At 47.4% G+C, this 26,270-nt stretch carries 25 protein-coding genes; 16 read left to right on the forward strand and 9 right to left on the reverse strand.

Features of this window, described 5'->3' with window-relative positions:
• Positions 1-21 precede the first annotated feature (21 nt).
• Positions 22-1,389, forward strand: coding sequence for an anaerobic C4-dicarboxylate transporter DcuC (dcuC, locus tag FCU94_RS13620; RefSeq protein WP_176289058.1), 1,368 nt, complete (start codon positions 22-24; stop codon positions 1,387-1,389).
• A 48-nt stretch (positions 1,390-1,437) separates the two neighbouring features.
• Here the strand turns inward: dcuC and FCU94_RS13625 are convergent, their stop codons facing one another.
• Both FCU94_RS13625 and narQ read right to left on the reverse strand, forming a co-directional pair.
• Positions 1,438-2,070 (reverse strand): response regulator, encoded by a 633-nt coding sequence (locus tag FCU94_RS13625; RefSeq protein ID WP_176289059.1) that lies wholly within the window; start codon positions 2,068-2,070, stop codon positions 1,438-1,440.
• Positions 2,057-3,790, reverse strand: a complete 1,734-nt coding sequence (gene narQ / locus FCU94_RS13630) for a nitrate/nitrite two-component system sensor histidine kinase NarQ (protein ID WP_176289195.1) — start codon at positions 3,788-3,790, stop codon at positions 2,057-2,059. The genes FCU94_RS13625 and narQ overlap by 14 nt, the downstream gene beginning before the upstream one ends.
• 229 nt (positions 3,791-4,019) lie before the next feature.
• Here narQ and napF point away from each other — a divergent pair, with 229 nt between their 5' ends.
• The 6 genes from napF (at position 4,020) to FCU94_RS13660 (ending at position 8,594) form a co-directional block, all read left to right on the forward strand.
• A complete protein-coding gene (gene napF / locus FCU94_RS13635) occupies positions 4,020-4,502 on the forward strand; it encodes a ferredoxin-type protein NapF (RefSeq protein WP_176289060.1) in 483 nt (160 codons plus the stop codon).
• A 14-nt stretch (positions 4,503-4,516) separates the two neighbouring features.
• Positions 4,517-4,828: a chaperone NapD gene (locus tag FCU94_RS13640; RefSeq protein ID WP_176289061.1), complete on the forward strand. Its 312-nt coding sequence runs from the start codon at positions 4,517-4,519 to the stop codon at positions 4,826-4,828.
• On the forward strand, positions 4,825-7,314 hold the full coding sequence (gene napA / locus FCU94_RS13645) for a periplasmic nitrate reductase subunit alpha (protein WP_176289062.1): 2,490 nt from the start codon (positions 4,825-4,827) through the stop codon (positions 7,312-7,314). The genes FCU94_RS13640 and napA overlap by 4 nt, the downstream gene beginning before the upstream one ends.
• A gap of 71 nt (positions 7,315-7,385) precedes the next feature.
• Positions 7,386-7,841: a nitrate reductase cytochrome c-type subunit gene (locus tag FCU94_RS13650; RefSeq protein WP_176289063.1), complete on the forward strand. Its 456-nt coding sequence runs from the start codon at positions 7,386-7,388 to the stop codon at positions 7,839-7,841.
• Between the two features lie 29 nt (positions 7,842-7,870).
• On the forward strand, positions 7,871-8,449 hold the full coding sequence (locus tag FCU94_RS13655; protein ID WP_176289064.1) for a NapC/NirT family cytochrome c: 579 nt from the start codon (positions 7,871-7,873) through the stop codon (positions 8,447-8,449).
• 10 nt (positions 8,450-8,459) lie between these two features.
• Positions 8,460-8,594, forward strand: a complete 135-nt coding sequence (locus FCU94_RS13660) for a TIGR02808 family protein (protein WP_176289065.1) — start codon at positions 8,460-8,462, stop codon at positions 8,592-8,594.
• A 68-nt stretch (positions 8,595-8,662) separates the two neighbouring features.
• Here the strand turns inward: FCU94_RS13660 and galE are convergent, their stop codons facing one another.
• The gene (gene galE / locus FCU94_RS13665; RefSeq protein ID WP_176289066.1) at positions 8,663-9,682 is read right to left on the reverse strand and encodes a UDP-glucose 4-epimerase GalE; all 1,020 of its coding nucleotides are present in this window, start codon (positions 9,680-9,682) and stop codon (positions 8,663-8,665) included.
• A gap of 262 nt (positions 9,683-9,944) precedes the next feature.
• Between galE and FCU94_RS13670 the strand changes: the two genes are divergently transcribed.
• Genes FCU94_RS13670 through FCU94_RS13680 form a run of 3 tightly spaced genes read left to right on the forward strand, consistent with a single transcriptional unit; the run spans position 9,945 to position 12,333 of the window.
• Positions 9,945-10,700 (forward strand): 5-oxoprolinase subunit PxpA, encoded by a 756-nt coding sequence (locus tag FCU94_RS13670; protein ID WP_176289067.1) that lies wholly within the window; start codon positions 9,945-9,947, stop codon positions 10,698-10,700.
• A complete protein-coding gene (locus tag FCU94_RS13675) occupies positions 10,697-11,404 on the forward strand; it encodes a 5-oxoprolinase subunit B family protein (RefSeq protein ID WP_176289068.1) in 708 nt (235 codons plus the stop codon). Before FCU94_RS13670 ends, FCU94_RS13675 begins: the two co-directional genes overlap by 4 nt.
• Positions 11,401-12,333, forward strand: a complete 933-nt coding sequence (locus tag FCU94_RS13680; protein ID WP_176289069.1) for a biotin-dependent carboxyltransferase family protein — start codon at positions 11,401-11,403, stop codon at positions 12,331-12,333. Before FCU94_RS13675 ends, FCU94_RS13680 begins: the two co-directional genes overlap by 4 nt.
• Before the next feature lie 53 nt (positions 12,334-12,386).
• Here the strand turns inward: FCU94_RS13680 and FCU94_RS13685 are convergent, their stop codons facing one another.
• The 3 genes from FCU94_RS13685 to FCU94_RS13695 form a co-directional block, all read right to left on the reverse strand.
• Entirely contained in the window at positions 12,387-13,826 is a 1,440-nt protein-coding gene (locus FCU94_RS13685; RefSeq protein WP_176289196.1) for an FAD-dependent oxidoreductase, read from the reverse strand.
• Positions 13,827-14,113: 287 nt separating this feature from the next.
• Positions 14,114-16,555, reverse strand: coding sequence for an ABC transporter permease (locus FCU94_RS13690; RefSeq protein ID WP_176289070.1), 2,442 nt, complete (start codon positions 16,553-16,555; stop codon positions 14,114-14,116).
• A complete protein-coding gene (locus FCU94_RS13695; protein WP_176289071.1) occupies positions 16,555-17,229 on the reverse strand; it encodes an ABC transporter ATP-binding protein in 675 nt (224 codons plus the stop codon). The genes FCU94_RS13690 and FCU94_RS13695 overlap by 1 nt, the downstream gene beginning before the upstream one ends.
• Here FCU94_RS13695 and tesA point away from each other — a divergent pair.
• The 5 genes from tesA (at position 17,228) to FCU94_RS13720 (ending at position 23,555) form a co-directional block, all read left to right on the forward strand.
• Positions 17,228-17,827: a multifunctional acyl-CoA thioesterase I/protease I/lysophospholipase L1 gene (tesA, locus tag FCU94_RS13700; RefSeq protein WP_176289072.1), complete on the forward strand. Its 600-nt coding sequence runs from the start codon at positions 17,228-17,230 to the stop codon at positions 17,825-17,827. The genes FCU94_RS13695 and tesA overlap by 2 nt on opposite strands.
• 75 nt (positions 17,828-17,902) lie before the next feature.
• A complete protein-coding gene (fabV, locus tag FCU94_RS13705) occupies positions 17,903-19,093 on the forward strand; it encodes an enoyl-ACP reductase FabV (protein ID WP_176289073.1) in 1,191 nt (396 codons plus the stop codon).
• Positions 19,094-19,319: 226 nt separating this feature from the next.
• On the forward strand, positions 19,320-21,230 hold the full coding sequence (locus FCU94_RS13710) for a sensor domain-containing phosphodiesterase (protein ID WP_176289074.1): 1,911 nt from the start codon (positions 19,320-19,322) through the stop codon (positions 21,228-21,230).
• A gap of 79 nt (positions 21,231-21,309) precedes the next feature.
• On the forward strand, positions 21,310-22,962 hold the full coding sequence (locus tag FCU94_RS13715) for an ABC-ATPase domain-containing protein (RefSeq protein WP_176289075.1): 1,653 nt from the start codon (positions 21,310-21,312) through the stop codon (positions 22,960-22,962).
• 62 nt (positions 22,963-23,024) lie between these two features.
• Positions 23,025-23,555 (forward strand): GNAT family N-acetyltransferase, encoded by a 531-nt coding sequence (locus FCU94_RS13720; protein WP_176289197.1) that lies wholly within the window; start codon positions 23,025-23,027, stop codon positions 23,553-23,555.
• 9 nt (positions 23,556-23,564) lie between these two features.
• Here the strand turns inward: FCU94_RS13720 and FCU94_RS13725 are convergent, their stop codons facing one another.
• A complete protein-coding gene (locus tag FCU94_RS13725) occupies positions 23,565-24,179 on the reverse strand; it encodes a DNA-J related domain-containing protein (RefSeq protein ID WP_176289076.1) in 615 nt (204 codons plus the stop codon).
• A gap of 119 nt (positions 24,180-24,298) precedes the next feature.
• Positions 24,299-25,138, reverse strand: coding sequence for an isopenicillin N synthase family dioxygenase (locus FCU94_RS13730; RefSeq protein WP_176289077.1), 840 nt, complete (start codon positions 25,136-25,138; stop codon positions 24,299-24,301).
• Between the two features lie 233 nt (positions 25,139-25,371).
• Here FCU94_RS13730 and FCU94_RS13735 point away from each other — a divergent pair, with 233 nt between their 5' ends.
• Positions 25,372-25,977 (forward strand): DUF2238 domain-containing protein, encoded by a 606-nt coding sequence (locus tag FCU94_RS13735; protein WP_176289078.1) that lies wholly within the window; start codon positions 25,372-25,374, stop codon positions 25,975-25,977.
• On the opposite strand, the gene cutA is transcribed toward FCU94_RS13735, so the two are convergent.
• Entirely contained in the window at positions 25,941-26,261 is a 321-nt protein-coding gene (gene cutA, locus FCU94_RS13740; RefSeq protein WP_176289079.1) for a divalent-cation tolerance protein CutA, read from the reverse strand. The genes FCU94_RS13735 and cutA overlap by 37 nt on opposite strands.
• Positions 26,262-26,270: the final 9 nt, after the last annotated feature.

Genomic DNA, 26,270 nt, shown 5'->3' on the forward strand with positions numbered 1-26,270 from the left:
TTGTAATTTCAGGAGATATCTATGTTGGAGCTCGTCATTGGGCTGGTGGTCACCATTGCAGTTGGCTACTTTATCGTTAAAGGATACAAACCCGCCGGAGTACTATTGACGGCCGGTGTTTTGTTACTGATCCTCACTGGTTTCATTGGTCACGATGTATTACCAGCCAAAGTCGCATCAACGGGTAACATGTTTACCGACGCACTAGAATACGTCAAATACATGCTCCAGTACCGTGGTGGCGGTTTGGGTATGCAAATCATGTTGTTGTGTGGTTTTGCCTCTTATATGACGCATATTGGCGCAAACAACGTGGTCGTTAAGCAGTTTTCCAAACCCCTTTCCGTGATTAAATCGCCATACGTCCTTTTGGTCGCCGCCTATATTGTGGCTTGTTTAATGTCGCTTGCGGTCAGCTCGGCTACAGGACTTGGCGTGCTGTTAATGGCCACACTCTTCCCGATGATGACAGCGATGGGTATCTCTCGCCCAGCGGCAGTCGCAGTTTGTGCATCGCCAGCGGCGATTATTCTGTCGCCAACATCCGGAGACGTCGTGATCGCGGCAGAAAAATCGGGGTTGGCTTTAGACGTGTTCGCGGTTCAAACCGTACTGCCAGTGTCTATTTGTGCCATCATAGTGATGGCCGCAGCCGCGTTCTTCTGGAACAAGTATCTGGATAAAAAAGATAACTCTCCGATGGAACGCGTCGACGTATCCGAAATTGAAGTCAAAGCGCCGGCGTTTTATGCCGTATTGCCTTTCTTACCGATTATTGGTGTGTTCCTTTTCAACGGCCGTACCATCCCAGGTTTGAGCCTCGACATCTACACGATAGTTGTTCTCTCAATCTTTATCGGCGCAGTTGTCGATTACGTCGTCAAAAAATTTGATGGTGAGAAAACACTGGAGGATCTTGAATCTTGTTACCAAGGAATGGCGGATGCATTCAAAGGAGTTGTGATGCTTTTGGTGGCCGCTGGCGTCTTTGCTCAAGGTCTGATGTCGATTGGTGCGATTGACAATCTGCTCCATCTCGCCGAAACAGCGGGCGCGGGAGGTATTGCGTTGATGTTGATCCTCACTGGCCTAACTGTTGCCGCTGCTATTGCAACGGGGTCAGGTAATGCTCCTTTCTATGCGTTTGTAGAGCTGGCGCCATCATTGGCGGCTAAAATGGGCCTTAACCCGGCTTTCTTGATTATTCCGATGCTTCAAGCCTCGAACCTAGGTCGAACTGTTTCACCGGTATCTGGCGTTGTCGTTGCGACCTCAGGTATGGGTAAAATCAGTCCTTTCGAAGTCGTGAAGCGCACTTCTGTGCCTGTACTTTGCGGATTAATCACCGTCATCATCGGTACACTCGTATTGGTTCCTATGCACGGTTAATTGGAAATCTTAATAAACAAAGGGCGCGAATGCGCCCTTTGTTATTTGCTATTTGTTATCACCATAACGTTCGAGATAGAGCACGGTGGCAGCAGTGCGAGACGGGACATTGAGTTTTTTCAGTAAGCTTTTCATATGCACTTTTACTGTCGACTCTGAAATAAACAAGGTATCCGCAATTTGTTTATTGCGCAGTCCTTTAGCAACTTGCTGCAAAATTTGAGTTTCTCGATCAGTCAGTTGATCAAAGATACTGGTCTGATTGTGGCGGTCAGATAAATACTTTGCCACTTGCTTACTATAGGCCTTATCCCCGTTTATAGAGAGCTTGAGCAGATCCACCAGCTCTTCTGGCTCGGTATCTTTTAACAAATAGCCATCTGCGCCAGCTTTAACGATAGCTTCAATATCTGCCGGACTATCCGATACCGTAAGGATCACTATGGTTGCTTGGCAAGCATCGGCGCGAAGCGCCTTAAGCGTATCGAGCCCTGACATTCCCTTCATATTAAGATCGAGTAAGATCAAATCAGGTTCAAGTTGGTGGTTAAACGCCACCGCATCGGTGCCATTACTCGCTTCACCGATCACATCAAACTCTGGTTCAAAACTTAACAGTTGCTTGATGCCGCGTCGCATCAATGGATGGTCATCGACCAATAACACGTTACAGTCTGTCAATGTTTGCGTCCTTTATTTTGGGGTATGTCAGCGAAACCTGACATCCATTTTCTATACTGGTCTTGATTGAGAGCTCCCCATTCAATCGCTCGGCTCGCTCCTGCATGATGCTAAGCCCATAATGGTTGGTCTTTTCTTGGTTGGGATCAAACCCATCACCATCATCACGCACGACGACCCTAATGTCTAAATCGTCTTCGATGCACTCAATCTGAATTTTACTCGCGTTGGCATGTTTAATTGAGTTGGTTGTCGCTTCGCGGATTAACTGCAGTAAATGCACTTGTTGATTGGTGTCGAGCTCAATGGATGACAACTCATTATGAAGCGCAATCTCTGCATCAGTTTGTTCGGATAACTGCTCGACCATACTGTTTAATGCACTACCGAAACTGCCTTGTTTAATCGACAGCCTAAAGGTTGTGAGTAACTCTCTCAATTGGGAGTAGGCGGAAGATAACCCTGTATCGAGTTCAGTCAATAGTGGGACTGTGCTTGCCAGTTCGGGCGTATCGGGGAGCTTATGCATACTACGCTTGAGCAGAGACACTTGAATTTTTAGGTAGGAGAGCGACTGAGCCAACGAGTCATGCAATTCACGAGCAATGGTTGCACGTTCTTCCATAACAAGTAGCTGCTCGGCTTGGCGTTGTGCTTGGTTGTAATACACAGCTCGCGATAAAATTTGCACAAAGTTATCAATTAACGCTTGATCAGGACATGGCAAGGTTGCCTTCCAAAATAAGGTGCCTAAAGGTAATCCATCTAAGATCAACGCCTCTTTCTGGCACGCCTGGTCACATTCCTCACAACACTCCCCTTGCGTCAATATCAGCGGCTTTTCACCAGGTTGTGTGATTTCGAGCCTTACAGCTGCGATTCCCTCTAGGCTCACGATTTGCTTCAAAATGGCAGCAAAGTTGTCAGGCGTAATGCGCGCAGCGGTTAACTCTTGCGATGAGCGATAGAGCACCCGCAGCGAATGATTGGCATGTTGCAACTTGTGCGTTTTTTCGCTCACCGCCTGTTCCAAGCCGCGATAAAGGTGGCCGAGTTCACGCGCCATATCATTAAACGCACGAGCGAGGATACCCATTTCGTTGTCAGTTCGGGTATCTAACTCAACCTCAAAAGAGCGCGCTTGGATCTGCTCACTCGCTAACACTAGGGTATTTAACGGCCCAACGATATGACGGCGAGCGTAGTGGACCACAAACATGCTGATCAACAATACGCCGCCAAGACCCAAGCCACCGACAATTGCCAATGAAATCAGTTTGGTTTCTGAGTAATCCTGCAGTTTGTAAACAAAGGCATCGATCTGTTGGACAAATCCAGCCACTAAGTCGAGATAGTCTGCCTTGTTGTCACTGGTCAACACGCGTTTCAGTTCATGCCAGCGGATAATAATCTGATAGTAATCGTCGGTAATGTTTTGTGGTACCGACCAATGCTGAAGCGCTTTCATCGACGGTGAGTACATAGAATGCTCAAAATCAATAATATGTTGTAGGTAATCGTCCGGCTCGTTTTGAATGTCATAGGCCAGCCGATAGCTCTGCATTCGCATCGAGCCCGACACATTGACAGCTTCTGCATCATTTAAGCTCGACGCCAGAGTAAAAATGGCAAAACCTGTGGTTGCCACCGACAACAACAAAATCAACACCATTGCTTTAGCAACGGTGGTTGTTACCGAACTCCTGACCTGTTTTTTCAACAATGTAATGACCTTAATGAACGATTGTGCGTTGAACTACTGAGCATAGTGCTATTTGGCTCAACAATATGTGATCACTTACAGGTAAGTTTATTGATCTAAAACAACTTACTTATCCAATTACCCCCTTGGAGGTATTTATACAATTATGTCAAAAACTAAACTTTCTATATCGAGAAATGAAAAATAATGAACAGACTCTCATTTTGCAATTAGTCGAGGTGAATCGGTGGTAGATCTCACGAAACGGCGTTGGTTTAAAGCCAACCAACCGCAAGATACTTTTTCACGTTTACCGTGGTTAAAGGCGGCTCAGTCGTTTACCGATATCTGCACGCGTTGTGGTCAATGTGCTGACCATTGTGACGCCAACATCATTATCAAAGGTGATGGCGGCTTCCCTCAAATAGACTTCTCTCTTGGAGAGTGCACGTTTTGCTATCAGTGCGCCACTGCCTGCCCAGAGCCCTTATTCATCGCCAAAGAGGCGCAGCCTTGGGCTCTAAAGGCCAGTATTAATGAGTCGTGTTTAGCTCAACAAAATGTTGAGTGCCGTAGCTGTGGCGATATGTGCGAGCCCATGGCGATTCAGTTTAGGTTGGCGATTGGCAAAGTTGCTCAGCCCCATATAGAGATCGATACGTGTAACGGCTGCGGCGCTTGTGTTGCCGCGTGCCCTACTGCTTCGATTTCTGTCAGCGATTCAGTTTAGAACAGGAATGTCCTATGTCACTTAATGAAGTGCATATCTCAAGTTTAATCGTGCACTGCTTACCAGAGCATCTCGAGGTGGTGAAACACCAAATAGAGCAATTCGATAACGCAGAGGTCTATGGTGATAACCCCGATGGCAAGGTCGTTGTGGTTTTGGAGACCGAAAACCAAGGTTTTATCACCGACACTATCGAAGCGATTAATCGCATAACGAATGTTTTGAGTGTCGTGCTGGTGTATCACCAGATTGAAGCAGGCCTCGAAGACGAAACGACCAACCATAACACTGGAAATCAACACTCCCATATTGAGGGCGAAGTATGAAGATGACAAGACGCGCGTTTGTGAAGGCAAACGCAGCAGCATCAGCAGCGGCGGTGGCAGGTGTCACACTCCCTGCTACCGCGGCGAACCTGATCGCGAGCTCAGAGCAAAGCACAATTACCTGGGACAAAGCGCCTTGTCGTTTCTGCGGTACCGGGTGTTCGGTTCTGGTAGGCACGCAAAACGGAAAAGTGGTCGCAACGCAAGGCGACCCTGAAGCGCCAGTTAACAAGGGCTTGAACTGTATCAAAGGCTATTTCTTATCAAAGATCATGTATGGTCAAGACCGTTTAACACAACCTTTATTGCGGATGAAAAATGGCCAATACGATAAAGAGGGAGACTTCACTCCCGTCTCTTGGGATGTTGCGTTTGACACCATGGCCGATAAATGGAAACAAGCACTGAAAAAGCAAGGTCCTAGTGGCGTTGGCATGTTCGGCTCTGGCCAATGGACAGTCATGGAAGGTTACGCCGCGGCGAAAATGATGAAAGCGGGCTTTCGCTCAAACAACATCGACCCTAACGCACGTCACTGTATGGCTTCTGCGGTAGGTGCATTTATGCGCACTTTCGGTATCGATGAACCTATGGGTTGTTACGACGACTTCGAGAACGCAGATGCATTCGTTCTTTGGGGCTCAAACATGGCAGAAATGCACCCCGTGCTTTGGACTCGTATCACCGACCGCCGCTTAAGTCACCCCCATGTAAAAGTGAACGTGCTGTCCACCTACTATCACCGCTCTTTTGAATTGGCGGATTCGGGTTACATCTTCACCCCGCAAACTGACTTAGCGATTGCAAACTTCATTGCCAACTACATCATCCAAAACGACGCGGTCAACTGGGACTTTGTCAATAAACACACTCACTTCAAGCAAGCAACAACCGATATCGGTTATGGTCTGCGTGATGATGATCCTCTGCAAAAAGCCGCAGCCAATCCTAACTCGGGCAAGATGTCTTCAATCAGCTTTGAAGAGTATAAACAGTCTGTTGCTCCTTACACGGTTGAAAAGGCGTCGGAGCTGTCTGGGGTATCTGAAGAAAAACTGATTGCACTCGCCAAACAGTACGCCGATCCCAATACCAAAGTTATGTCACTCTGGACGATGGGCATGAACCAACATACCCGCGGCGTTTGGATGAACAGCTTGATTTACAACATCCACCTATTAACCGGAAAAATCGCCACCCCAGGTAACAGCCCGTTTTCATTGACAGGCCAGCCTTCGGCTTGCGGTACAGCGCGCGAGGTAGGGACATTCTCTCATCGTCTACCTGCTGATATGGTCGTTGCGAACCCCAAACACCGTAAGATCGCAGAACGCATCTGGAATATTCCCGATGGCGTCATCCCACCCAAACCGGGATTCCATGCGGTTTTGCAAGACAGAATGCTCAAAGACGGCAAACTGAACGCCTACTGGGTAATGTGCAACAACAACATGCAAGCAGGGCCGAACATCAATGGTGAACGCCTACCGGGTTATCGCAATCCCGAAAACTTTATTGTTTGCTCCGACCCTTATCCGACAGCAACGGCACAAGCTGCGGACTTGATCCTTCCTACCGCGATGTGGATCGAAAAAGAAGGCGCATACGGCAACGCAGAACGTCGTACTCAAGCTTGGTATCAACAGATTAATACCGTCGGTGAAGCCAAGTCTGACTTGTGGCAGGTCATGGAGTTTTCTAAACGCTTTAAAATGGAAGAAGTCTGGACGGAAGAGCAACTTGCCAATGCGCCGCAATACCGAGGTAAAACCATGTACGACATGTTATTTGCCAATGGCGTTATCGACAAATACCCACTTGACGAAGCCCGTGAACTCAACGATGAAGCGCACCACTTTGGTTACTATGTACAGAAAGGGATCTTTGAAGAGTACGCACAGTTTGGTCGCGGTCATGGCCACGACTTAGCGCCATACGATCGTTACCACCAAGTGCGCGGCCTGCGTTGGCCAGTCGTTGAGGGTAAAGAAACATTATGGCGCTTTAAAGAAGGTTCTGACCCTTATGCCAAGAAAGGCTCGGGCTGGGATTTCTACGGAAAACCAGATGGCAAAGCACTGATTATTTCAGCGCCATACGAGGCACCACCTGAATCTCCAGACTCAGAGTACGACATGTGGTTATGTACTGGCCGAGTACTCGAGCACTGGCATACTGGCACCATGACAAGGCGCGTACCTGAACTCTACAAGGCGGTACCAGACGCGGTTTGCTACATGCACCCTAGCGACGCCAAAGCCAAAGGCGTTCGTCGCGGAGAAGAAGTCTTGCTGTCTAACAAACGGGGGGAAGTGCGAGTTCGCGTAGAAACTCGCGGACGCAACCGCCCACCGCAAGGCTTGGTGTTTGTCCCATTCTTTGATGCGCGCATTCTAATCAACAAACTGATTCTTGATGCAACCGATCCGCTGTCGAAGCAGACAGACTTTAAGAAGTGCCCAATAAAGATAACCAAGATCGCGTGATCAACCGCAGTTGGCTGCCCGGACAATCAGGTAGCCAATCAAGAATTAATGCCTTAGGCGGAGAATGAATAATGAAAAAGATGTTCCTTGCACTGTTATCAATCAGTGCGGTTCTCAGCGGTACTGCAATGGCCAAGCTCGACAACCCGGGCGGTATCGGTGGATTAGAATCGTTACGCGGCGCGAGCCAACTAGAAGATACGCGCCCTGCTGATGAAATGAAAAAGTATCCCAAAGATCAGCTCGTCGCAGACAGTTATGTGTATCAACCACCACTCATCCCTCACAGCATTCGCAACTATGAAGTGTCGCTCAACGCCAATAAGTGCCTCGCGTGTCACAGTTGGAAAAATGCCAAAGAGATGGGGGCAACGAAGATCAGTGTCACGCACTATGTCAACCGTGAAGATGCGGTACTCGCTGATGTTTCACCCCGTCGGTACTTCTGTCTTCAGTGTCATGTTCCTCAGGCCGATGCGAAGCCACTGATTGAGAATGACTTCAAAAAAGTTGACTCGCTCAAGTAACTCGTGCGTGACAGATTAAGAGGCTATTTATGAAATTAATTAAAGCGTTTTGGAAGCGACTAACAACCCCGAGTAAGGCAGCCGTAGGTGTGGTTCTCTTTATGGGGTTTACTGGTGGTCTTCTATTCTGGGGCGCGTTTAACACAGGTATGGAAGCGACCAATACAGAAGAGTTCTGCTCTGGTTGTCACGCACCTATCGTCGCAGAAATACAAGAGACTATTCACTACTCTAACCGCTCTGGTGTGCGGGCTATCTGTTCAGATTGCCACGTCCCTCATGAGTGGACCGATAAAATCGTGCGCAAAGTTCAGGCGTCGAAAGAGCTATTCGCTCACTTTGTAACAAAAACCATTGATACGCCAGAGAAGTTTCAAGCTCGCCGAGCGCATCTCGCGGAACGTGAATGGGCACGGTTGAAAAAGAACGACTCTTTGGAATGTCGAAACTGTCATGAATTTGAATACATGGACTTTTCTGAGCAGGGCCAACGCAGCGCCAAGCAACATTCAACCGCGCTCGCCGCAGGTGAAAAGACGTGCGTCGATTGTCATAAAGGCATTGCGCACAAACTGCCGGACATGCACGGTGTAGAAGGCTGGCAATAAGGAGGCCAATATGAGTACGTTAGAATCCATTATTTGGCATATCTTAGGTTACGGTGCCATGCCTTTTATCATCCTCAGCGGGTTTGCTGTCGTGGCTGCTATTTCGCTCTGGTTGCTATCACTCGGCAAAGACAAACATCTGTAGTTATCGATTGACTCTCGCTAATTAGCGAAAGCGACAAAAAGCCACCTACAATTTAGGTGGCTTTATTTCTATTCACTATCGGGGTAGCCCAACGGATTTTGTGACTGCCATCGCCAGGTGTCTTCGGTCATCTGCTGTAACGTGCGCGTCGACTTCCACCCCAACTCATCCAACGCTTTTTGTGGGTTTGCCCAGCACTCGGCAATATCGCCAGGCCGTCTAGCTGCAATTTGATAAGGGATTGTTTTTCCGCTCGCGGCTTCAAAAGCGTGAACCATTTCAAGTACGCTTGATCCATTCCCCGTACCCAGATTGTAAATGTGCAAGCCAGCCTTACTGCCAATTTTTTCCAGTGCTGCAATATGCCCGTCAGCTAAGTCCATAACATGAATGTAGTCACGAACGCCAGTTCCGTCGACCGTCGGGTAGTCGTTACCAAATACCGATAAGTACTCGCGTCGTCCAACGGCAACCTGCGAGACAAACGGCATCAAGTTGTTAGGGATCCCTTGAGGATCTTCTCCTAAATCGCCACTCGGATGCGAGCCCACTGGATTAAAATAGCGCAGCAGCGTGATGCTCCAGTCAGGGTTGGCCGCTTGAAAATCTGTTAAGCACTCTTCGACCATCAGTTTGCTTCGGCCATACGGGTTAGTCGCACTGGTCGGAAAATCTTCGGTAATTGGCACGCAAGCTGGGTCGCCATACACCGTGGCTGAAGAAGAAAAAACCAGTGATTTAACACCGCTTTCTCGCATTGCATCAACCAAAACCAGACTGCCGTTTACATTGTTATCATAGTATTGAAGCGGCTTTTCAACCGATTCCCCGACCGCCTTTAAACCAGCAAAGTGAATCACGGCTTCGATATTATGTGATTTCAATACATCAACGAGCTGGGTTTTATCACGAACATCGCCCTTGATAAACTTAAGCGACTTGCCTGTGACTTTCTCTATTCGAGAGAGTACCGTCGGTTTGCTGTTATACAGGTTATCAAAAATGACTGGCGTCATACCCGCTGCCAGCATTTGAATACACGTGTGACTACCGATATAACCCATGCCGCCAGTGACTAATACATTCATACATTAAAGCCTTATTGTTATCTATCTTGTGATGATAGCGAATTCAACGTCAATCTAACAGTGTCTACATTCGTTAAGCTGAACGTTGATTCTATTGACAAAACCAACCTGCAAAGCGCGGGTTAGCGCGCATAATCCCACTTGCGCCGCTTTATCTTGCATTGATGGCTCATCGATTCACCAAATAATGAAACTGATCACTGAATAATTTACGCATTTGCAACATGTTACCTAATGATATGCATAAGGATTTGAGTAATTAATGACAAAACGTTCAATCAGTCTTAATTGTGATATGGGCGAGAGCTTTGGCGCTTGGACCATGGGCAATGATGCCAGTGTGATGCCTTATATCGATATGGCGAATGTCGCATGTGGCTTCCACGCCTCAGACCCGCAAGTCATGAGTCAGACCATTCAACTCGCGGTAAGTCATGACGTACAAATCGGTGCGCACCCCAGTTATCCCGATCTACAAGGATTTGGTCGTCGTTCGATAACCATGGCTCAAGATGAAATCAGCAATATGTTGATCTATCAAATCGGAGCGTTAAAGGGGCTGTGTGAGAGCCATAATACTGATGTTAACTACGTCAAACCCCACGGGGCGCTTTACAACGATATGCAAAAAGATCCGGTTATCTTTGAAGCGGTTCTCGATGCCGTCTCCAGCTTTGGTCTGCCTTTAATGACCTTGGCGATCACAGACAACCAAACCCTACTTGACCTTGCTGACCGTTACGATGTCCCCTTGCTGTTTGAAGCGTTTGCCGACCGGCGCTATCAGGCCAATGGCCAACTCGCACCCCGCACTCATCCCAACGCCGTGTTGCATACAACCAGTGATATCTTGAGCCAAGTTCAGCAGATAGCCAAGTATCGCAAAGTACGCACGATCGATGGCTTTTCTATCGACATCGAAGCCGACACACTGTGCGTCCACGGTGATAACCCACAGGGTATCGCCGTCATTGCCCAAATACGAGAATTACTGGCGAAGGAAAATTTAACGCTATGAAGCTAACCACCTCAGTCGACCCAGTTGCCGAATGCTCGATCTTAATTCGTTTCGATAGTGAGCCGAATGACCACCTATCATGGGTGATTGGCGAAATCAGTCACTATTTGAGTAACCAACTGGGAGTTTGGGTCATGAACGTCACTCCCTCTTTCAACACCATATTGATCGACTACCTCCCCCACCGGATTTCAATATTTGAGTTTGTCCCCTATCTAGAACATTTGGTGACGGAAGCGCTTGAGAATATGCCAGAAGCGCACCAAGCCGAAGTGATTACCTTACCAATATACTATGGTCTCGATGTGGGCCCTGATTTAGCCCTCTATCAAGACAAAGGGATCTCCATTGAGCAGTTTATCGAACTGCATCATCAAGTTGAATACACGGTAGGGGCAATTGGTTTTTCCGCAGGCTTCGCATTTCTCACCGAGGTTAACGCACCACTTCAACTGCCCCGCAAAGCCTCCCCACGAGTTCGAGTGCCAAAAGGGAGTGTGGGTATCGCGAACCATCAAACCGCGGTCTACCCTGTCGAGTCACCAGGCGGCTGGAACATTGTCGGTAACTGTCCTATTCCGCTATATCATCCTGATCAAGCGAAAATACTGCCATTTTCCATTGGTACTCGTGTTCGCTTTGAACCAATTGACCGAGAACAATTTGTTGAGTTGGGTGGAAAGATAGAAAAGGATTGGCAATGACATCAACGAACTTCATAGAAGTAATCAAGCCCGGACAGCAAGCCTTAATTCAAGACTTTGGCCGCTTTGGGCTGGCTCATCTCGGGATCGCTCAAGGCGGACCTGTCGATGACTATGCCTATAGTTGGGCGAATCACCTACTCGGTAACACTGTCAACGTTGCAACCCTTGAAATTACCTTAGGCCAAGCTGAATTTCTTATCCATGCTTCGTGCGAAATGGCGATCGCCGGGGGAGATCTCAACGCTAAACTCGACGGTGAGTCCGTATGTAACTGGTCGACATTTCGCGCCGTGAGAGGGCAAACTTTGTCGTTTGGTTTACCACGCAACGGGCTGCGTGCCTACTTAGCGATCAAGGGCGGGTTTAACGTTCCTCAGCAACTGGGTAGCGTCGCCACCGTGACAAGAGATCAACTAGGCGGCTTAGCGTTCGGCAATCCCCTCGCGCTCGGTGATGTACTCGGTTTTAACCCTCACTCGATGCGTGCAAAGCCCGTTCAGATGACGTTTCGCTACAAGCCGGATTACGATCTTCCACTCGAACTTCGTTTCATCGAGGGTTATCAAGTCAATGACTTTGACCGTGATGACGTAGATTCGTTTTATAGCCAGCAGTTCGAAGTCAGTCAGCTAATCAATAGAATGGGATATCGGCTGACAGGTGCTCGTATCCAAACTCCGAACAAAGAATACTTGTCTGAAGGGATCGCCTTGGGTGCCGTTCAAATACCGCCGAGTGGTGAACCGATTATTCTACTCAATGATCGTCAGACCATCGGCGGCTATCCTAAGATCGGTTGTGTTGCTCGCATTGATTTACCCCGACTTGCACAAGCCAAGCCGGGGCAAAAGGTGTCGTTTGTTCGTGGTGACTTACTAGGGTTACAAGATGTTTGGGGCCAATGGGCTCGGTTTTTCGGCTACTAATCTTTGTACACTACTGGCAAAAATAAAGGGGCGACTTAGGTCGCCCCTTTATTTCACTCACCATAATACTGCGCTAACTGCTCGGGATAGGTTCTTGAAATCGCCAATTGTTCGGCTCGTCGCTCCACTTCCTTCGCGGTTAAACCGTTGAGCACGGGGTGCAGCTCTTCGATGCTTTTGTTCGTGTCGTTTGTCAGCTGCCACTGTTTGACCAGCTTCATCGCTGCCTCCAGCGCAGATGACCCTTTTACCACCTCTATGCGAGCATAGTGTTCGCCTTCAAACGTCACGTCCGCAGCCCTTAATGTTTCATCATGCCCTGGGATTTGCTGAGCTCCGAACAAGGGCGTGCCATGCTCATTCGCACTGGCATAGTCTGGAATAAACTGGGCCATATGCTCAATCGCACGGCGGCTACGCTGCGTCATCACCTCTGGGTCCCAGCCTTTGTGGATCTTATTCAACAATCTGGAGGGTAGTTTCGGTTGAGATGATCCATGCTGACTCGCCACCAAACCATCGTCAAATAAAGTGATATCTTTGGTCATACCATGCAACTGAAATACACCGTCTGGGTAAGGGGTCAACTGGGCCATGCCCTTATCAGTGCCCCTTGGCCCATGAAATATCACTTCAGGCCACTGCTCATCATTATGCTGCCAACGAGTGACATACGCCGCCTTAAATTCCACTAATCTCTGGCGCGACTTTTTAGCCAGATCGTCTATCGAGCCAGTTTCATAGCCACAAGCATTGACCAAATAATCAACCTCTAGGCTGTCAACGTGTTGCTGCTCGTTGAGAAACTCTATTCTCCAACCATGAGAGGCCTCTTCAATACCAACGACCTTAGTGTTCAACATCAACTGACAATTAGCAATTTTCTCGAGTGCTAGTGTGGCTGAGGCAGCCAGACGAAATACACTCCACCCCGGCTCTGAGACCGCAACAACGGGAAATTTCAGTGCATTGAGGTCAGCGTGTTTTGCAAACGGAATCAGCCATTCATCCATCGAACTCGGCTTCAAAGGCTGCTGCTGTTTTGCCAACGACTCAATTTGAGATCGAGTGTAAAGCTTGTAGTAGCTCTGCGGATCACCCAGCACTTGATTAGCAGGATCTGACTCAACTAACTGCTGATAGCATCGCTGTATGGTGTCCAAGCGAGCCAATAGATGTTCAGGGCAACCACCATCGCTATGTGGCACGGCGATAACAGTAGGCCGGTTATTGACGGTTTGTGGATAGAGACGAACGGTATCTATCGACTGTTTGAGCAATACGACACACTGCTCAGTCGAAATCTCTCTGTACAAATTTCCACCAGCGTGTAAATGACAGATCGGTGGGCCGCTGACTAAGCTGGAGCCCTTTTCTATCAACGTCACATCGATACCAAGCTCGGCAAGGTGAACCGCCGCGGTTGCGCCCGCAATACCGCCACCGATCACCGCGACTCTTGAACCAGTTGAAGGCTGTTGTTCAGATTGCATTTGTTTTGCTAATTCGTTCATTATTGGAACATTTTACTGCTTATGTTGGGCGAAAAAAATCACATTTTTTACAGGGTAAAAATGCGAACTTTAAACCTAAAAAAATTGAAAAAAAAACTTGACTCAAATTTTGATATTTAAGAAATAATCATCTTTGTGAATAACAAATCCGCCAAGGACTATACCGCTATTGGGCTATGGCAAAACTTCACTTATCTACAGGCTAAGTTATCCCAAACTTTATCCACCGTTTTTGTGGATAACTGAACAACTTAGCCATTTACGTATTAGCTAACTGCTTTATTTATAGGGATTAGTAGCCGTTTTATCAGACTATTCACAACCAGTGCCAGTGTGAAGAAGGTGCTAATCGGCAGGACTAACCACAGCATAGCATGAAGGTTCGGTGACAGTTCAAAGCCAAACCACATGATAGCTGCCACAACAGATTCCGAGCCGAGAATCGCAATCACACTGGCGATCAATGCCATCAATCCATACTCAGCCCAAATCGTTCTCTCTACCCGCTTTTTGCTCGCCCCTAACGTCCGATAAAGTTGAATCTCATCTTGACGTTGGCCTAAGCTCAGTCTAAGCAGAGTAAAAATTAGCAACAATCCCGACAACACACCAATCCCTGCCAACAGGGTAATTGACCACACAATCTGCGCTAGGAGTTGTTGGATTTTTTCCCCCATTACACGTATGTCCATCAAGCTAACGGTGGGATGTTGACGTGACAATTGATTGAGCAACCCATCGTTACTTTGCTCCACTCTGAAACTCACTAAATACGTTGCTGGGATGTCGGTCAGCACATCAGGAGTAAAGATAAAGTAGAAGTTCGGCTTCATATCGCGCCACTCAACTTTTCGGATAGAATTGACGGTTGCACTCACTTGCTGACTATTAATCACAAAACTCAACTCATCACCAATTTTGAGTCCGAGATCCCGAGCAACGTCCGACTCGACAGACACTCCGCCCTGCTGGCTCCACGAGCCAAGTACCACTTCATTATGTGCGGGAATATCGGATGCAAAAGTAAAATTAATTTCTCGCCGCAATGCATCACTCGCTTCTTCACCGTGAGCAACCTGTTTGGCGTCGGCACCATTTACTTGAGCTAAACGACCACGAATAATTGGGTAGTCATCAGAACGTTCGATGTTGTTGTCATCAAGCACTTGTAAATAGGCATCTTTTTCGTAGGGAGCAATATTGAGTGCAAACGCGTTCGGCGCATCCTCGGGGAGTGTGCGCGACCAATCAGAAAGCAGATCCGTGCGCACTAGCCACATTGTAGACAGCAACATCAAGGACAATGCCAAAGCGCCAAACTGAATCCCCGTCGCGGTCACTGAGCGGTTAATCCGGCTCAATGCCAGTTTAAACGAGGTATTAAGGGGCGCTTTGGCAAGCAGGCGAGTCAGCGTAACACTGACAAGCGCCAGAATCACAAAGAGCGCAGCGATACCTGCCAACACTATCCACACCAACAGGTTGTCATAATACGCAGCGATCATCGGTACGATCGGAACCAACACCAACCAATAACGAGTACGTTTTTGCTCGTTGTTCGTTTGTGGCTGCATTACGTTGACCGCGCTAATGTTGATTAACCCCAGTAATGGAATGCCAAGGGCTGGAACGGCAATCAAGGTACTGGTCAGCACAGACACCACCACTGGCTTGATGCCGTAACTTGGCAAAGGGTTAGGCAACAGATCAACCAAAGGAATACGCAGCAAGTACTCGAGTAGTACCCCGAGCCCAACACCAAGGATGACAGCGCTTACCAGTAAGATCAGAACCTGTATCGCTAACCAGTGGGTTATCCAACGCTTACTCGCGCCAAGACTTTTCAGCATAGCAATGGTTTTACGGCGAGTTGCGACATAATGCTGGCAAGTGAGCACCAAGGTGGTCGCGGCCATGATCACAACTATCGCCACTGTGAGCGACAAATACTGCTGGGTGCGTTGAAACACTTCATTGGTGCGACTGCCGCTGTTTTGATCTCGCCAACGATCGCTTGGCGTCAGCTCAACTGACTGCTTTAAACGCTCGATGGTTTGTTCATCGCCGTTAATGTAAACATTAAACCTCACTCGGCTACCAAGCTGTACTGCGCCAGTTCTCTCCAAATCGCTGCTGTGGATAAACGCAGAGGGCATTTGTTGAAAAGGATTAAAGCTAAGACCTGGCTCCTCACTAATGCGACCACTGACGGTAAAATCCGCATCGCCAACAGTGACAGCGTCACCAATAGAAACATCTAACTGAGCGAATAGACGCTCGTCCAACCAGAGCTCCCCAGGGTTGACGCGCGAGAACTGCTTCTTGTCATCGGTCAGAACCATTTCACCTTGCAGAGGATAGAGACTGTCAACCGCTTTAACCGTAATCAGCTTCATCGCTTGGTCACTAAATGCCATAGTGCGAAAACGGGTTTGCTCCGAAGTCACCAAGCCTAGGTTTTGCGTGGCCTCCAAAAATTGCGGGTTGATGGGGTTCGACGAGACAAACATCGTATCTGCAGTTAATGCTTGCTTGCCCTGTTTGACGATAACTTGCTCCATCCGCTCGGCCAAAGCCGTGAGTGCAAAAATACACGCAATGATAAGAGTAAGCGCAATACTCACAGGCCATAACTGGCCATGTCTAATCTCACTAATGCTCCAAGACCACAAACGTTTGTTCAACCCATTGGCGGTTGCTTTTGCCATTATGACTCCTCCAACAGACCCGATTTCATGGTAAATGTTCTATCACAGCGTTGGGCAAGTTTAGGATCGTGAGTGACTAAGACGAGCGTGGTGCCATGCTGATGGTTGAGTTCGAACAGAAGCTCGATAATTTTACTCGCCGTTTGTTGGTCTAAGTTGCCGGTAGGCTCGTCGGCAAATAATATTTTTGGCTGGATCATAAAAGCACGCGCTAACGCAACGCGCTGCTGCTCCCCTCCCGATAACTGAGACGGCGAGTGCTGAAGGCGATTACCAAGGCCAACAGAATCGAGTAGCATCCGTGCACGCTGCTGATCTTCGTCATCACCTTTGAGCAAACAAGGTAAGGTGACATTGTCCATCGCGCTCAGACTTGGAATTAACAAAAAACTTTGAAAAACAAATCCCACCGATTCACTGCGTATCGCCGCGCGTCTCTCGTCATCAAGCTGATGAATGGGTTGGCCGAGAAGCTCGATCTCACCGCTGGTTGGGGTATCTAATCCTGCTAGCAGTGTCATAAGGGTTGACTTTCCTGCCCCTGACGTGCCAACAATAGCGACACTCTCTCCTTCTTTGATCTCGAGGTTAACGTCCTCAAGGATAGTTAATTGCTCTTGATTAGTAGAGACTCTTTTTGACAATGAATGAGCTTTAATAACGGACGTTTGCATGATGCGACTATTTTCCCTTGTCTTATTAATTCTGTTTATGAGCCCTGTGTATGCTAAGAGCCTGTTAATTGTAGGTGACAGCCTAAGTGCAGGATATCAAATGCCAATTGAAAACGCATGGCCCTCCCTTCTTACGCAAGATCTGGCTGAAAAAGGTCAAAATGTCGAAGTTATCAACGCTAGTATTTCTGGTGACACCACGGGTAATGGCTTGGCTCGCCTGCCCAATTTGTTGCAACAACACCAGCCAGATTACGTGTTGATCGAACTTGGTGCAAACGATGGTCTGCGCGGGTTTCCTCCTCGCCTCATTCAAACCAATCTCGAGCAACTGATCGATATGGTTCGTGAGTCCAACGCAACACCACTGTTAATGCAAATCCATGTATTGCCCAATTACGGTAAACGTTACACAGCCGCGTTTTCAGCTATCTACCCTAAAGTCGCTGAACATAAGTCGGTTCCCTTACTCCCTTTCTTTCTCGAAGAAGTCATTATTAAGCCGGAATGGATGATGAGCGATGGGTTACACCCTAAGCCTGAAGCCCAACCTTGGATATCGAATTTTGTTGCTAATCAATTAATTAATCATCTCTAGTTGCCCTAGCTCAATAAACGTTCAACCACTTTAGGTTAGTGTAGTGTGACGCTTATGCCCGTTAGAGGAAGAACAATGATTATCGAACCCATTATCCAAGGTGTGGTTGCACGAAGTGCCCATCCTCTTGGTTGTAGACAGGCTCTCATCAATCAAATTGACTACGTAAAATCAGCACCTGCCATTCATGATGGCCCTAAACGAGTTCTGATCCTTGGCGGTTCTTCAGGATTTGGTTTGGCCGCTCGCACAGCATTGACCTTTGGCGGCGCTGACGCAGACACCATCAGTGTCTCTTTTGAAAGGCCGCCTACTGAGGGGAAAACCGGGTCAGCGGGCTTTTATAACGATCACTATTTCAAACAACTCGCTCAGCAGCATGGTCGTCAAGCCATCAATATCCATGGCGACGCTTTCTCTAATCAAGTAAAAACTGACGTCATCGAAGCGATTGAAACCTACTTTGAAGGTGAAGTGGATTTGATTGTTTATAGTGTAGCTAGCGGTGTTAGACCAGATCCGGATAGCGACAAAGTGTGGCGCTCCGCCATCAAGCCAATGCTTGAACCCGTAACTGGCGCGACACTCCTGCTAGAAAACGATCACTGGCAACCTTCGCAACTCGACGTCGCGTCAGAGCAGGAAGCGAGTGAAACAATCAAAGTCATGGGCGGAGAAGATTGGGAGAGATGGATTGATGCACTGATTAACGCCGAGTCAATTGCTCCTGGCTGCAAAACCCTCGCCTTTTCGTATATCGGCCCAGATATCACCCACCCGATCTATCTTGACGGCACCTTAGGCAGAGCAAAAGTCGACTTGCACCAAACAAGTCATTCACTCAATCTCAAACTGGCAAACTTTGGTGGCGGCGCTTACGCAGCAGTGTGTAAAGCTTTAGTGACCAAAGCTAGCGTGTTCATTCCCGGCCTGAGCCCATATCTGATCGCATTATACAAAGTGATGAAACAAAAGGGCACACACGAAGGGTGTATCGAGCAAATGCACAGGCTCTTCACCACCAAGCTTTATGGTCAGAGCCAGGTTCCCCTTGATGGTGAACGGCTGATTCGTATTGACGATTTAGAGCTCGATACTGACACACAAAATGAAGTAAAACGCCTGTTGGCCCAAATGAATGGTGATAACTTCCAGCAACTGGGTGACTATCAGGGGTTTAAACGCGAATTTTTAAATCTAAACGGGTTTGGTTTCGATAACATCGATTACGCTCAACCAATAGATATTGACAAACTTATTAAATAAAAATACTGTTCTATAAGTGGTTCTCATAATTAAGACAGTATAAATTGAATAGCCCAGAGCCCTGCTCCGGGCTTTTTTTTATTGGATTGTTGATGCATTCTGGCAATAGATAAGAGTGTGAGCATGACGCTGACGTAAAGTTTACCTGCAAACGTATCACAACGACTATTATTAGATTGAGGAGCAAGGATCGCTTCCCTTTTGTTTACTGCCTATGGAATGTTTTATGTCCAAATTGAATACCAGCTCCATGATTATTCCGACGGAAATGAGCCTGGCTTGGCAAGAAATCGTCAATTTGCTCGCCGAAATCGTCGAAGTCCCTGCGGCTCTGATCATGAGAATCCACCAGCAACATATTGAAGTTTTTTCTGCCAATAACAATCAAACTCACCCTTATAGAGTGGGCGATAAAGAGACTCTTGGCCACGGCCTTTATTGTGAAACTGTCGTCAAAAACAGGCAGCAACTCTTGGTCAGTAATGCTGAAAAAGAGCTTCAGTGGCGCAACAACCCAGACATTAAACTGGGAATGGTGGCTTATTGCGGCTTACCGCTTATGTGGCCCAATGGCGATGTATTTGGCACGATTTGCGTTCTTGATGACCGTGAGAACCCGTTCAGTTCTACATACCAACAATTGTTGGCCTCCTTTCGCGACTCTATCGAAGCCCAACTGACCACTCTGTACCAAAACCACCGGCTACAACACGTGAACGCCGAACTCAAATCACGCGTCAAAACTCGCACTCAAGACTTGGTTGAGCTCAACTATTCACTCAATCAAGAAATAGATAAGCGACGCGCTGCTGAACGCAAAATTCGTTATCAGCAGAGGCATGACATCGGAACTGGCTTTCTCAACCGCGCCGCACTTGAGTCTGAAACCACCCGACGTTTACTGTCACTACCAGAGAACAGTAAACGTCGGGTTGCTGTTTTGCATATTGGCTTTACTAATGGCCGCCGCATACAAGCCAAATATGGCTATGCCGTGTGGGAATCAATTTTGGTTGAGTTTCGCAATCGCTTAATCAAGCATGACGATCTTAACGTCACCACTGCTCGGCCTTCATCAAACGATTTAGTGTTTGTCCTTGAGAGTCGTCAACTCGATCGTGATACCCACATACTGTGTCGCGAGTTGGTTGAAGTAAGCCAATCAGAATTTATGGTGGAGGGTGAACACCTTCACCTTCATAGCTATATCGGTGTCGCGAGCTCAGAGGATACCCGTTGCGGGAAAAACTTACTTAAATACGCAATAGAAGCGATGCAATCTTGTAAAGATTCGGGACATAAATTTAGCTTTTATTGCCAAGACATCGCAGATACTCAAAAAAACATAAATCAACTCGAAAGTTATCTGCTGCAAGCCGTGCGTAACGACGATTTATTGCTTTACTTTCAACCAAAAGTCGCTCCCGAAACACATCAATGGGTAGGAGCAGAAGCATTACTCCGTTGGCGTCACCCTATTCTTGGCGATATCTCCAATGAAACTTTGATCCACTTGGCAGAACAAAACGGATTGATTTTTGAAGTAGGAAGCTTTGTGCTGCGCAGCGCCATTCAAAAGGCTTCAGAGTGGCTTAACCACGTCGATAATTTTAAAGTCAGCATCAATATTTCTGCCGTGCAGCTGCAAAGCTCTCAATTTGTCAGTCAACTTAAAGACTTGCTCACTGCCTATCAACTGCCTGCATCCTATATAGAGTTGGAGGTCACCGAAAGTGGCTTGATCGCCGACGAAATCGTCGCGCGTAATACGCTTAGCGCTTTGAGCGATTTAGGTATCACCTTATCGCTGGACGATTTTGGTACCGGCTACGCATCGTTCAACTACCTAAAAAAATTCCCATTTGATGCGATTAAAATCGACAAGAGTTTTGTTCACCAACTAGACCATAGCCAGCAGGATAAAGAGATTGTTCGGTCGATCATCAATATTGCCAAAAAACTGCAACTGCTGGTAACGGTGGAAGGGATAGAAACAACCGAACACGAAAATTTCATCATTCACGAAGAGTGCGATTTCGGTCAAGGCTACTTATATGGTAAACCGATGCCATGTGATGAGTTCGAATATCATTTTCTCAATCAAAACCTTCATCCCAATCACTTAAGCTATTCCTAGTTGACCGTGAAAACCTTTACTCTGCGGCGAGCGATTCCTATAATCCTCGCCCCAGTCGCCACTTACAATTGAACTCAATATGGACAAACTGACCAATACGCTAAAAAAAATCGAAAAGCAAAACTACCGTGCCTACCAGCAGATTAAAGGGCAGTATGACTTTAGCGACTTCACGCTCCATGTTGACCACGTTCAAGGAGACCCTTACGCATCAGCATCACGAATGCGGGTTATCCGTCCTTGGTCACTGACCGGACTCTGTTGGCTCCAAGATAAATCGTACGCATATCAAGTAGCAGCCCGCGACTTCATCGCACGCTGCTTTGCTCAATTTGTCAAACAAGAATCCGCGATTGATATTGCTTTAAATGGTCAAACGGTTCTTGATAGCACAGCGGTGCTGTTTACCGACTTAGGCATCGAACTGAGATTCCGTGTTAACCTCCCTGCTGAAGGTCGTTCCGTACTTGGCAAGAAGGCCACGAATCTGCTTACTTTTCACCTTCCTAAGTTTGTTCGCCGCTCGACCATAGAACGAGAGCTGGATGTCAGTGCGCTTAAGCAACACTGTGAAATAGTTGAAGATCAGCAGGCTCTGCGCCAACAACTTGATGCCCATAACTTGATCGCGTTTGTCGGTAACGGGTCAGTTTTACCGCGTATCGCAGGAAACTGCGACCTACCGATGAAGCAAGCCGTGGCGTTCATTTCACCGCCGTCGTTGGAAGTAACACTAACAACGCCTAACCAGGGTACGATTACTGGCATGGGAATCCCTAAAGGCATTACCCTGATTGTTGGGGGCGGCTTTCACGGCAAATCAACCTTGCTCAGCGCAATAGAGCGCTCTATTTATGACCATATCCCCGGTGATGGGCGAGAACGAATTGTTACAGACTTAAATGCCGTTAAGATTCGCGCAGAAGACGGGCGCTGCGTGCATAGCTTGAACTTATCGAATTACATTAATCATTTGCCGATGGCGAAATCGACCGATAATTTCTCAACACAAGATGCCTCCGGTTCAACATCGCAAGCGGCGTGGTTACAAGAGTCTATTGAAGCAGGCGCTAGCTCTATTTTAATTGATGAGGACACCTCCGCGACCAACTTTATGATTCGTGACGAACGTATGCAGGCACTTGTCAGTAAAGGGGATGAACCTATCACCCCGCTCGTCGACAGAATCGGCCAGCTCAGAGACGAGCTCGACATTTCGACCATTATCGTTATGGGCGGGTCTGGTGACTACCTCGATGTTGCCGACACCGTCATTCAAATGAGCGACTACCAGGCGGTAGACGTAACCGAAAAAGCGCAGCAAGTTATCGTGCAACATCCCACTCAGCGTGAAAATGAATCTGAGTCGAGTTTGGCGACCTTCCCACCTCGCTCGTTCAACTGCTCTGCCCTGCAAACTCTGCTCGCTGAAGGGAAATTTAGAATTGGGGTCAAAGGTGTCCACTCGCTTCGCTTTGGTAAAGAAGTTATCGATCTGTCTGCGCTTGAACAATTAGAGTCAAGCAATGAGCTTCATGCGATGGGTTGGCTGTGGTTTCAGTTCGCCCAACAACCTGACTGGAGTCACAACCCGGCTAAGCAGTTCAATCAATACTTGAATGAAAACTGGTCTGCAGCCATGCCCCAATACGGCGACTTAGCTAAGCCGCGCGTGATTGACGTCATGGCAGCGCTCAATCGTATGCGAAAGTCTCAGTTTAAATCAGTCTAGCCTTACTCGTGACCGTTAATCGTGTATAAAGGCACCTCTGGGTGCCTTTATTTTTTATAACTATGTTTACTATCGAGACCGAACGATTTCGTTTACGCGACTTTAATGACCACGACTTGGCGCATTACACGGCTCAATGCCAAGATCCTAAGTACCAACGTTTCTATAATGATGAAGACTGCTCGGCGAAAAAGTGTCGACAGTTGGTTGAGCTGTTTATAACGCAAGCTAATCAAGTGCCGAGGTTGCAGTATCACTTGGCGATTGAAGAGCGTCAATCAGGCAAGTACATAGGCATCGCTGGGTTGCGACTCGAGGACGAACGTCAAGCGTCTGTTGGTTGTGGATTAGTTCGCCAACATCAATCTCAAGGAGCAAGCGAAGAAGCGATGCGCGCATTGTTGAAGTTTGGCTTTAATCAGCTCAACATTCACCGAGCTTACGCGGAGACCATTTCCGACAATCGGGCAGCGATCCGGCTGTGCCAAAAGATAGGCATGAAGGCTGAAGGCGAGTTGATCGAACATCGTTTCTTTAAGCAAAAATGGTGGAACACAACAATTTTGGCCATTCGCCGCGATGATTTTTTATAACAAGCGCTTCTAGCGCAGCACATTCCAAGCTTCACATAAGATGCGAAAACGCTCACTGTTGCCGGCTTCTCTATCGGGGTGCCACCTTAGGGCAAGTTTACGCCAAGTCCGGCGAATTTCGGCTGGACTTGCATCCCAAGGAAGCTCAAACAGACTCAACGCTTTCGCTCGATCCATATCTTTACCGTTGGTACTCCCCACAAACTCACGGTATTTTGACCAAAACTCATTCAACAAGCGTTTCACTTCGCCCTCATTGGCCTCATAGTTTTGCCATTGAATGTAGTAATCACGCAGAGGATCCTGAAGATCAACCTGATGACCGGACACATGGTGAGACGACATTAATACGATATCCATTGCCTCAACTTGCAGCCAATTGTCGGGATAAAGTGTCTCTTGTAACTGGTACAAGGCATTCATGATCAGAAAGTTACGTTTGAACAAATCTTTTTCCGGGCTTGGGTCAAGAGCCGGGATATAACCGAGTTCTCCAAGGTGAGACGCGAGGGTATGGACTTTCCAGCCGCTCGGTTGTTTTCTCAACACATCTAAAATCGGCCACAAGAGTGGATTTTCCATGTAGTGCTGAAATTGCGCGGTAACTTGATGTGCTTGTTTCATAAACCAACCTAGCTGTTTTTAGTTTACTTAAATCTATTCACTCGCATTTGTCGAGCAAGAGCCCTCACATTTGTTGTCTGCGCCAAAAAAAGAGCCGCTATGAAAAGCGGCTCTGTGATTTAAATAACGCCTAACTCTCTCAGGCGCTCCATCAGATAACTATCAGCTGTGTAGCGCTCAGAGAGCACCACCTCTGGCTTAGGGTGGAGGAAAAGTGGCAAAGAAATTCTCGATTGCTCTTGACGTTCTCCCGTTGGATTAATAACTCGGTGAGTCGTCGATGGGAAATAACCACCGGAGGCTTCTTGCAACATGTCGCCAATATTAATGATAAGGTTACCAAAGTCGCATGGAACGTCGAGCCATTCTCCCTCTTTACTCATTACCTGTAATCCAGGTTCGTTCGCAGCGGGTAAAACGGTCAGCAGGTTAATATCTTCATGTGCTGCGGCGCGAATTGCGCCTGGCTCTTCATCCCCCGTCATTGGTGGATAGTGCAAAATTCGTAGCAATGTTTTGTCACTGCCGTCGATCATTTCAGACAGTGCAATCGAAAATTTTTCTTGCACTTCTTTTGGCGCATAGGTTTCAACCCAACCGAGTAGCTGCTGTGCGAACTCGTTTGCGCGCTGATAGTAATCCAAGATCTGTTCACTTAACTCTTGTGGTATTTGCCCCCATGGGTAGACATGAAAGTACTCTTTAATGTCTTTCACCGAATGACCCTTAGCCACTTCTGACACCGACGGCGGAAAGTATCCGTCTTGAGTTTCAACGTTAAAATGAAACTCGTTCTTACGCTCAGAAGTAAAAAATTGGTACCAGTTTTGGTAGATTGACTCGACCAACTCTTTGGGGATTGGGTGGTTTTTGAGTACGCCAAACCCCGTTTCTCTTAGTGACTTTACAAACAGTTCAGCGGCATTCGGCGCTAAATAATCGACGGTTTCCAGTTTCATGACTTTACTTTTTATTTTGTTATTAACTTGGGCAAACGATTGTAAATGTGACATTTTGTTAAGGCAAACGTTAAGGTCACAAACGACACTGCCCGCATAAATAGTGTGCAACAGCACAGGTTTTCAACACAAATTGTGAATTGAACTTTATCAGGGTATCAAAAACCCAATTGAACAGTGTTTTATATAGTGTCATCATAGCTGATAAACTTCCCTACATTGAGTTAACGACTATGAAGCTTGCTAACACGCTCATCGCACTGTCACTTTTCTACTGTGCTGTGTTTATTTTTAGTGCCATCGACCCTTACTCACGCGCAGTGTGGGTAGCTGAGATCATTCCAGCAGTGCTGATATTAACTCTCATTGTCTTACTATCATTGCGCTTTAGATTCTCAAATACCGCCTACTTACTGATGTTCATTTGGCTCTGTTTACATACAATCGGTGCGAAATATACCTTCGCCAATGTGCCTTTCGATTGGTTCAATGACGCCATCAACTCTGAACGCAACAATTTTGACCGACTCGCCCACTTTTCTATTGGATTGTATGCCTACCCCATTGCCGAATACTTGTTACATCGTCATAAGTTGAGCATAAAGATTGCCAGTAGTTACGCGTTATTCGCCATCATGGCGCTCGCTGCAGGCTATGAAATCGTTGAATGGTGGTATGCGGAGTTAGCAGGTGGTGATGAGGGGATCGCGTTTTTAGGTTCGCAGGGAGACATTTGGGACGCACAAAAAGATATGCTGATGGATACTTTAGGCGCCCTTATGTCATTAATTCTTCTATGGGTTCAGCAGCGTGTATTTTGCTCCAGCCATGCAAGGTAGGGGTTGAATCCTTCGCTGAACGGTATCTGCACCACTTGCGGTACGCCGTAATCATGCTGTTCGACAATCGTCTGCTCCAGTTCGGCGTAACAGCTGCGTTTGGTTTTCATGACTAGCAAGATTTCATCATCACAACAGACTTTGCCCTGCCAGATATAGTGACTTTGAATTGGCATGGTTTGAATGCACGCGACCAACGACCTACTAAGAACGCTTGAAATGATTTGTTGGCTATTTTGCTGGCTGTTGGTCGTCGTTAGGGTAATACAGTATTGTCCACTCATCAGTGCCGC

It is taken from the genome of Vibrio sp. JPW-9-11-11 (assembly GCF_013369335.1).
Lineage (GTDB): Bacteria > Pseudomonadota > Gammaproteobacteria > Enterobacterales > Vibrionaceae > Vibrio.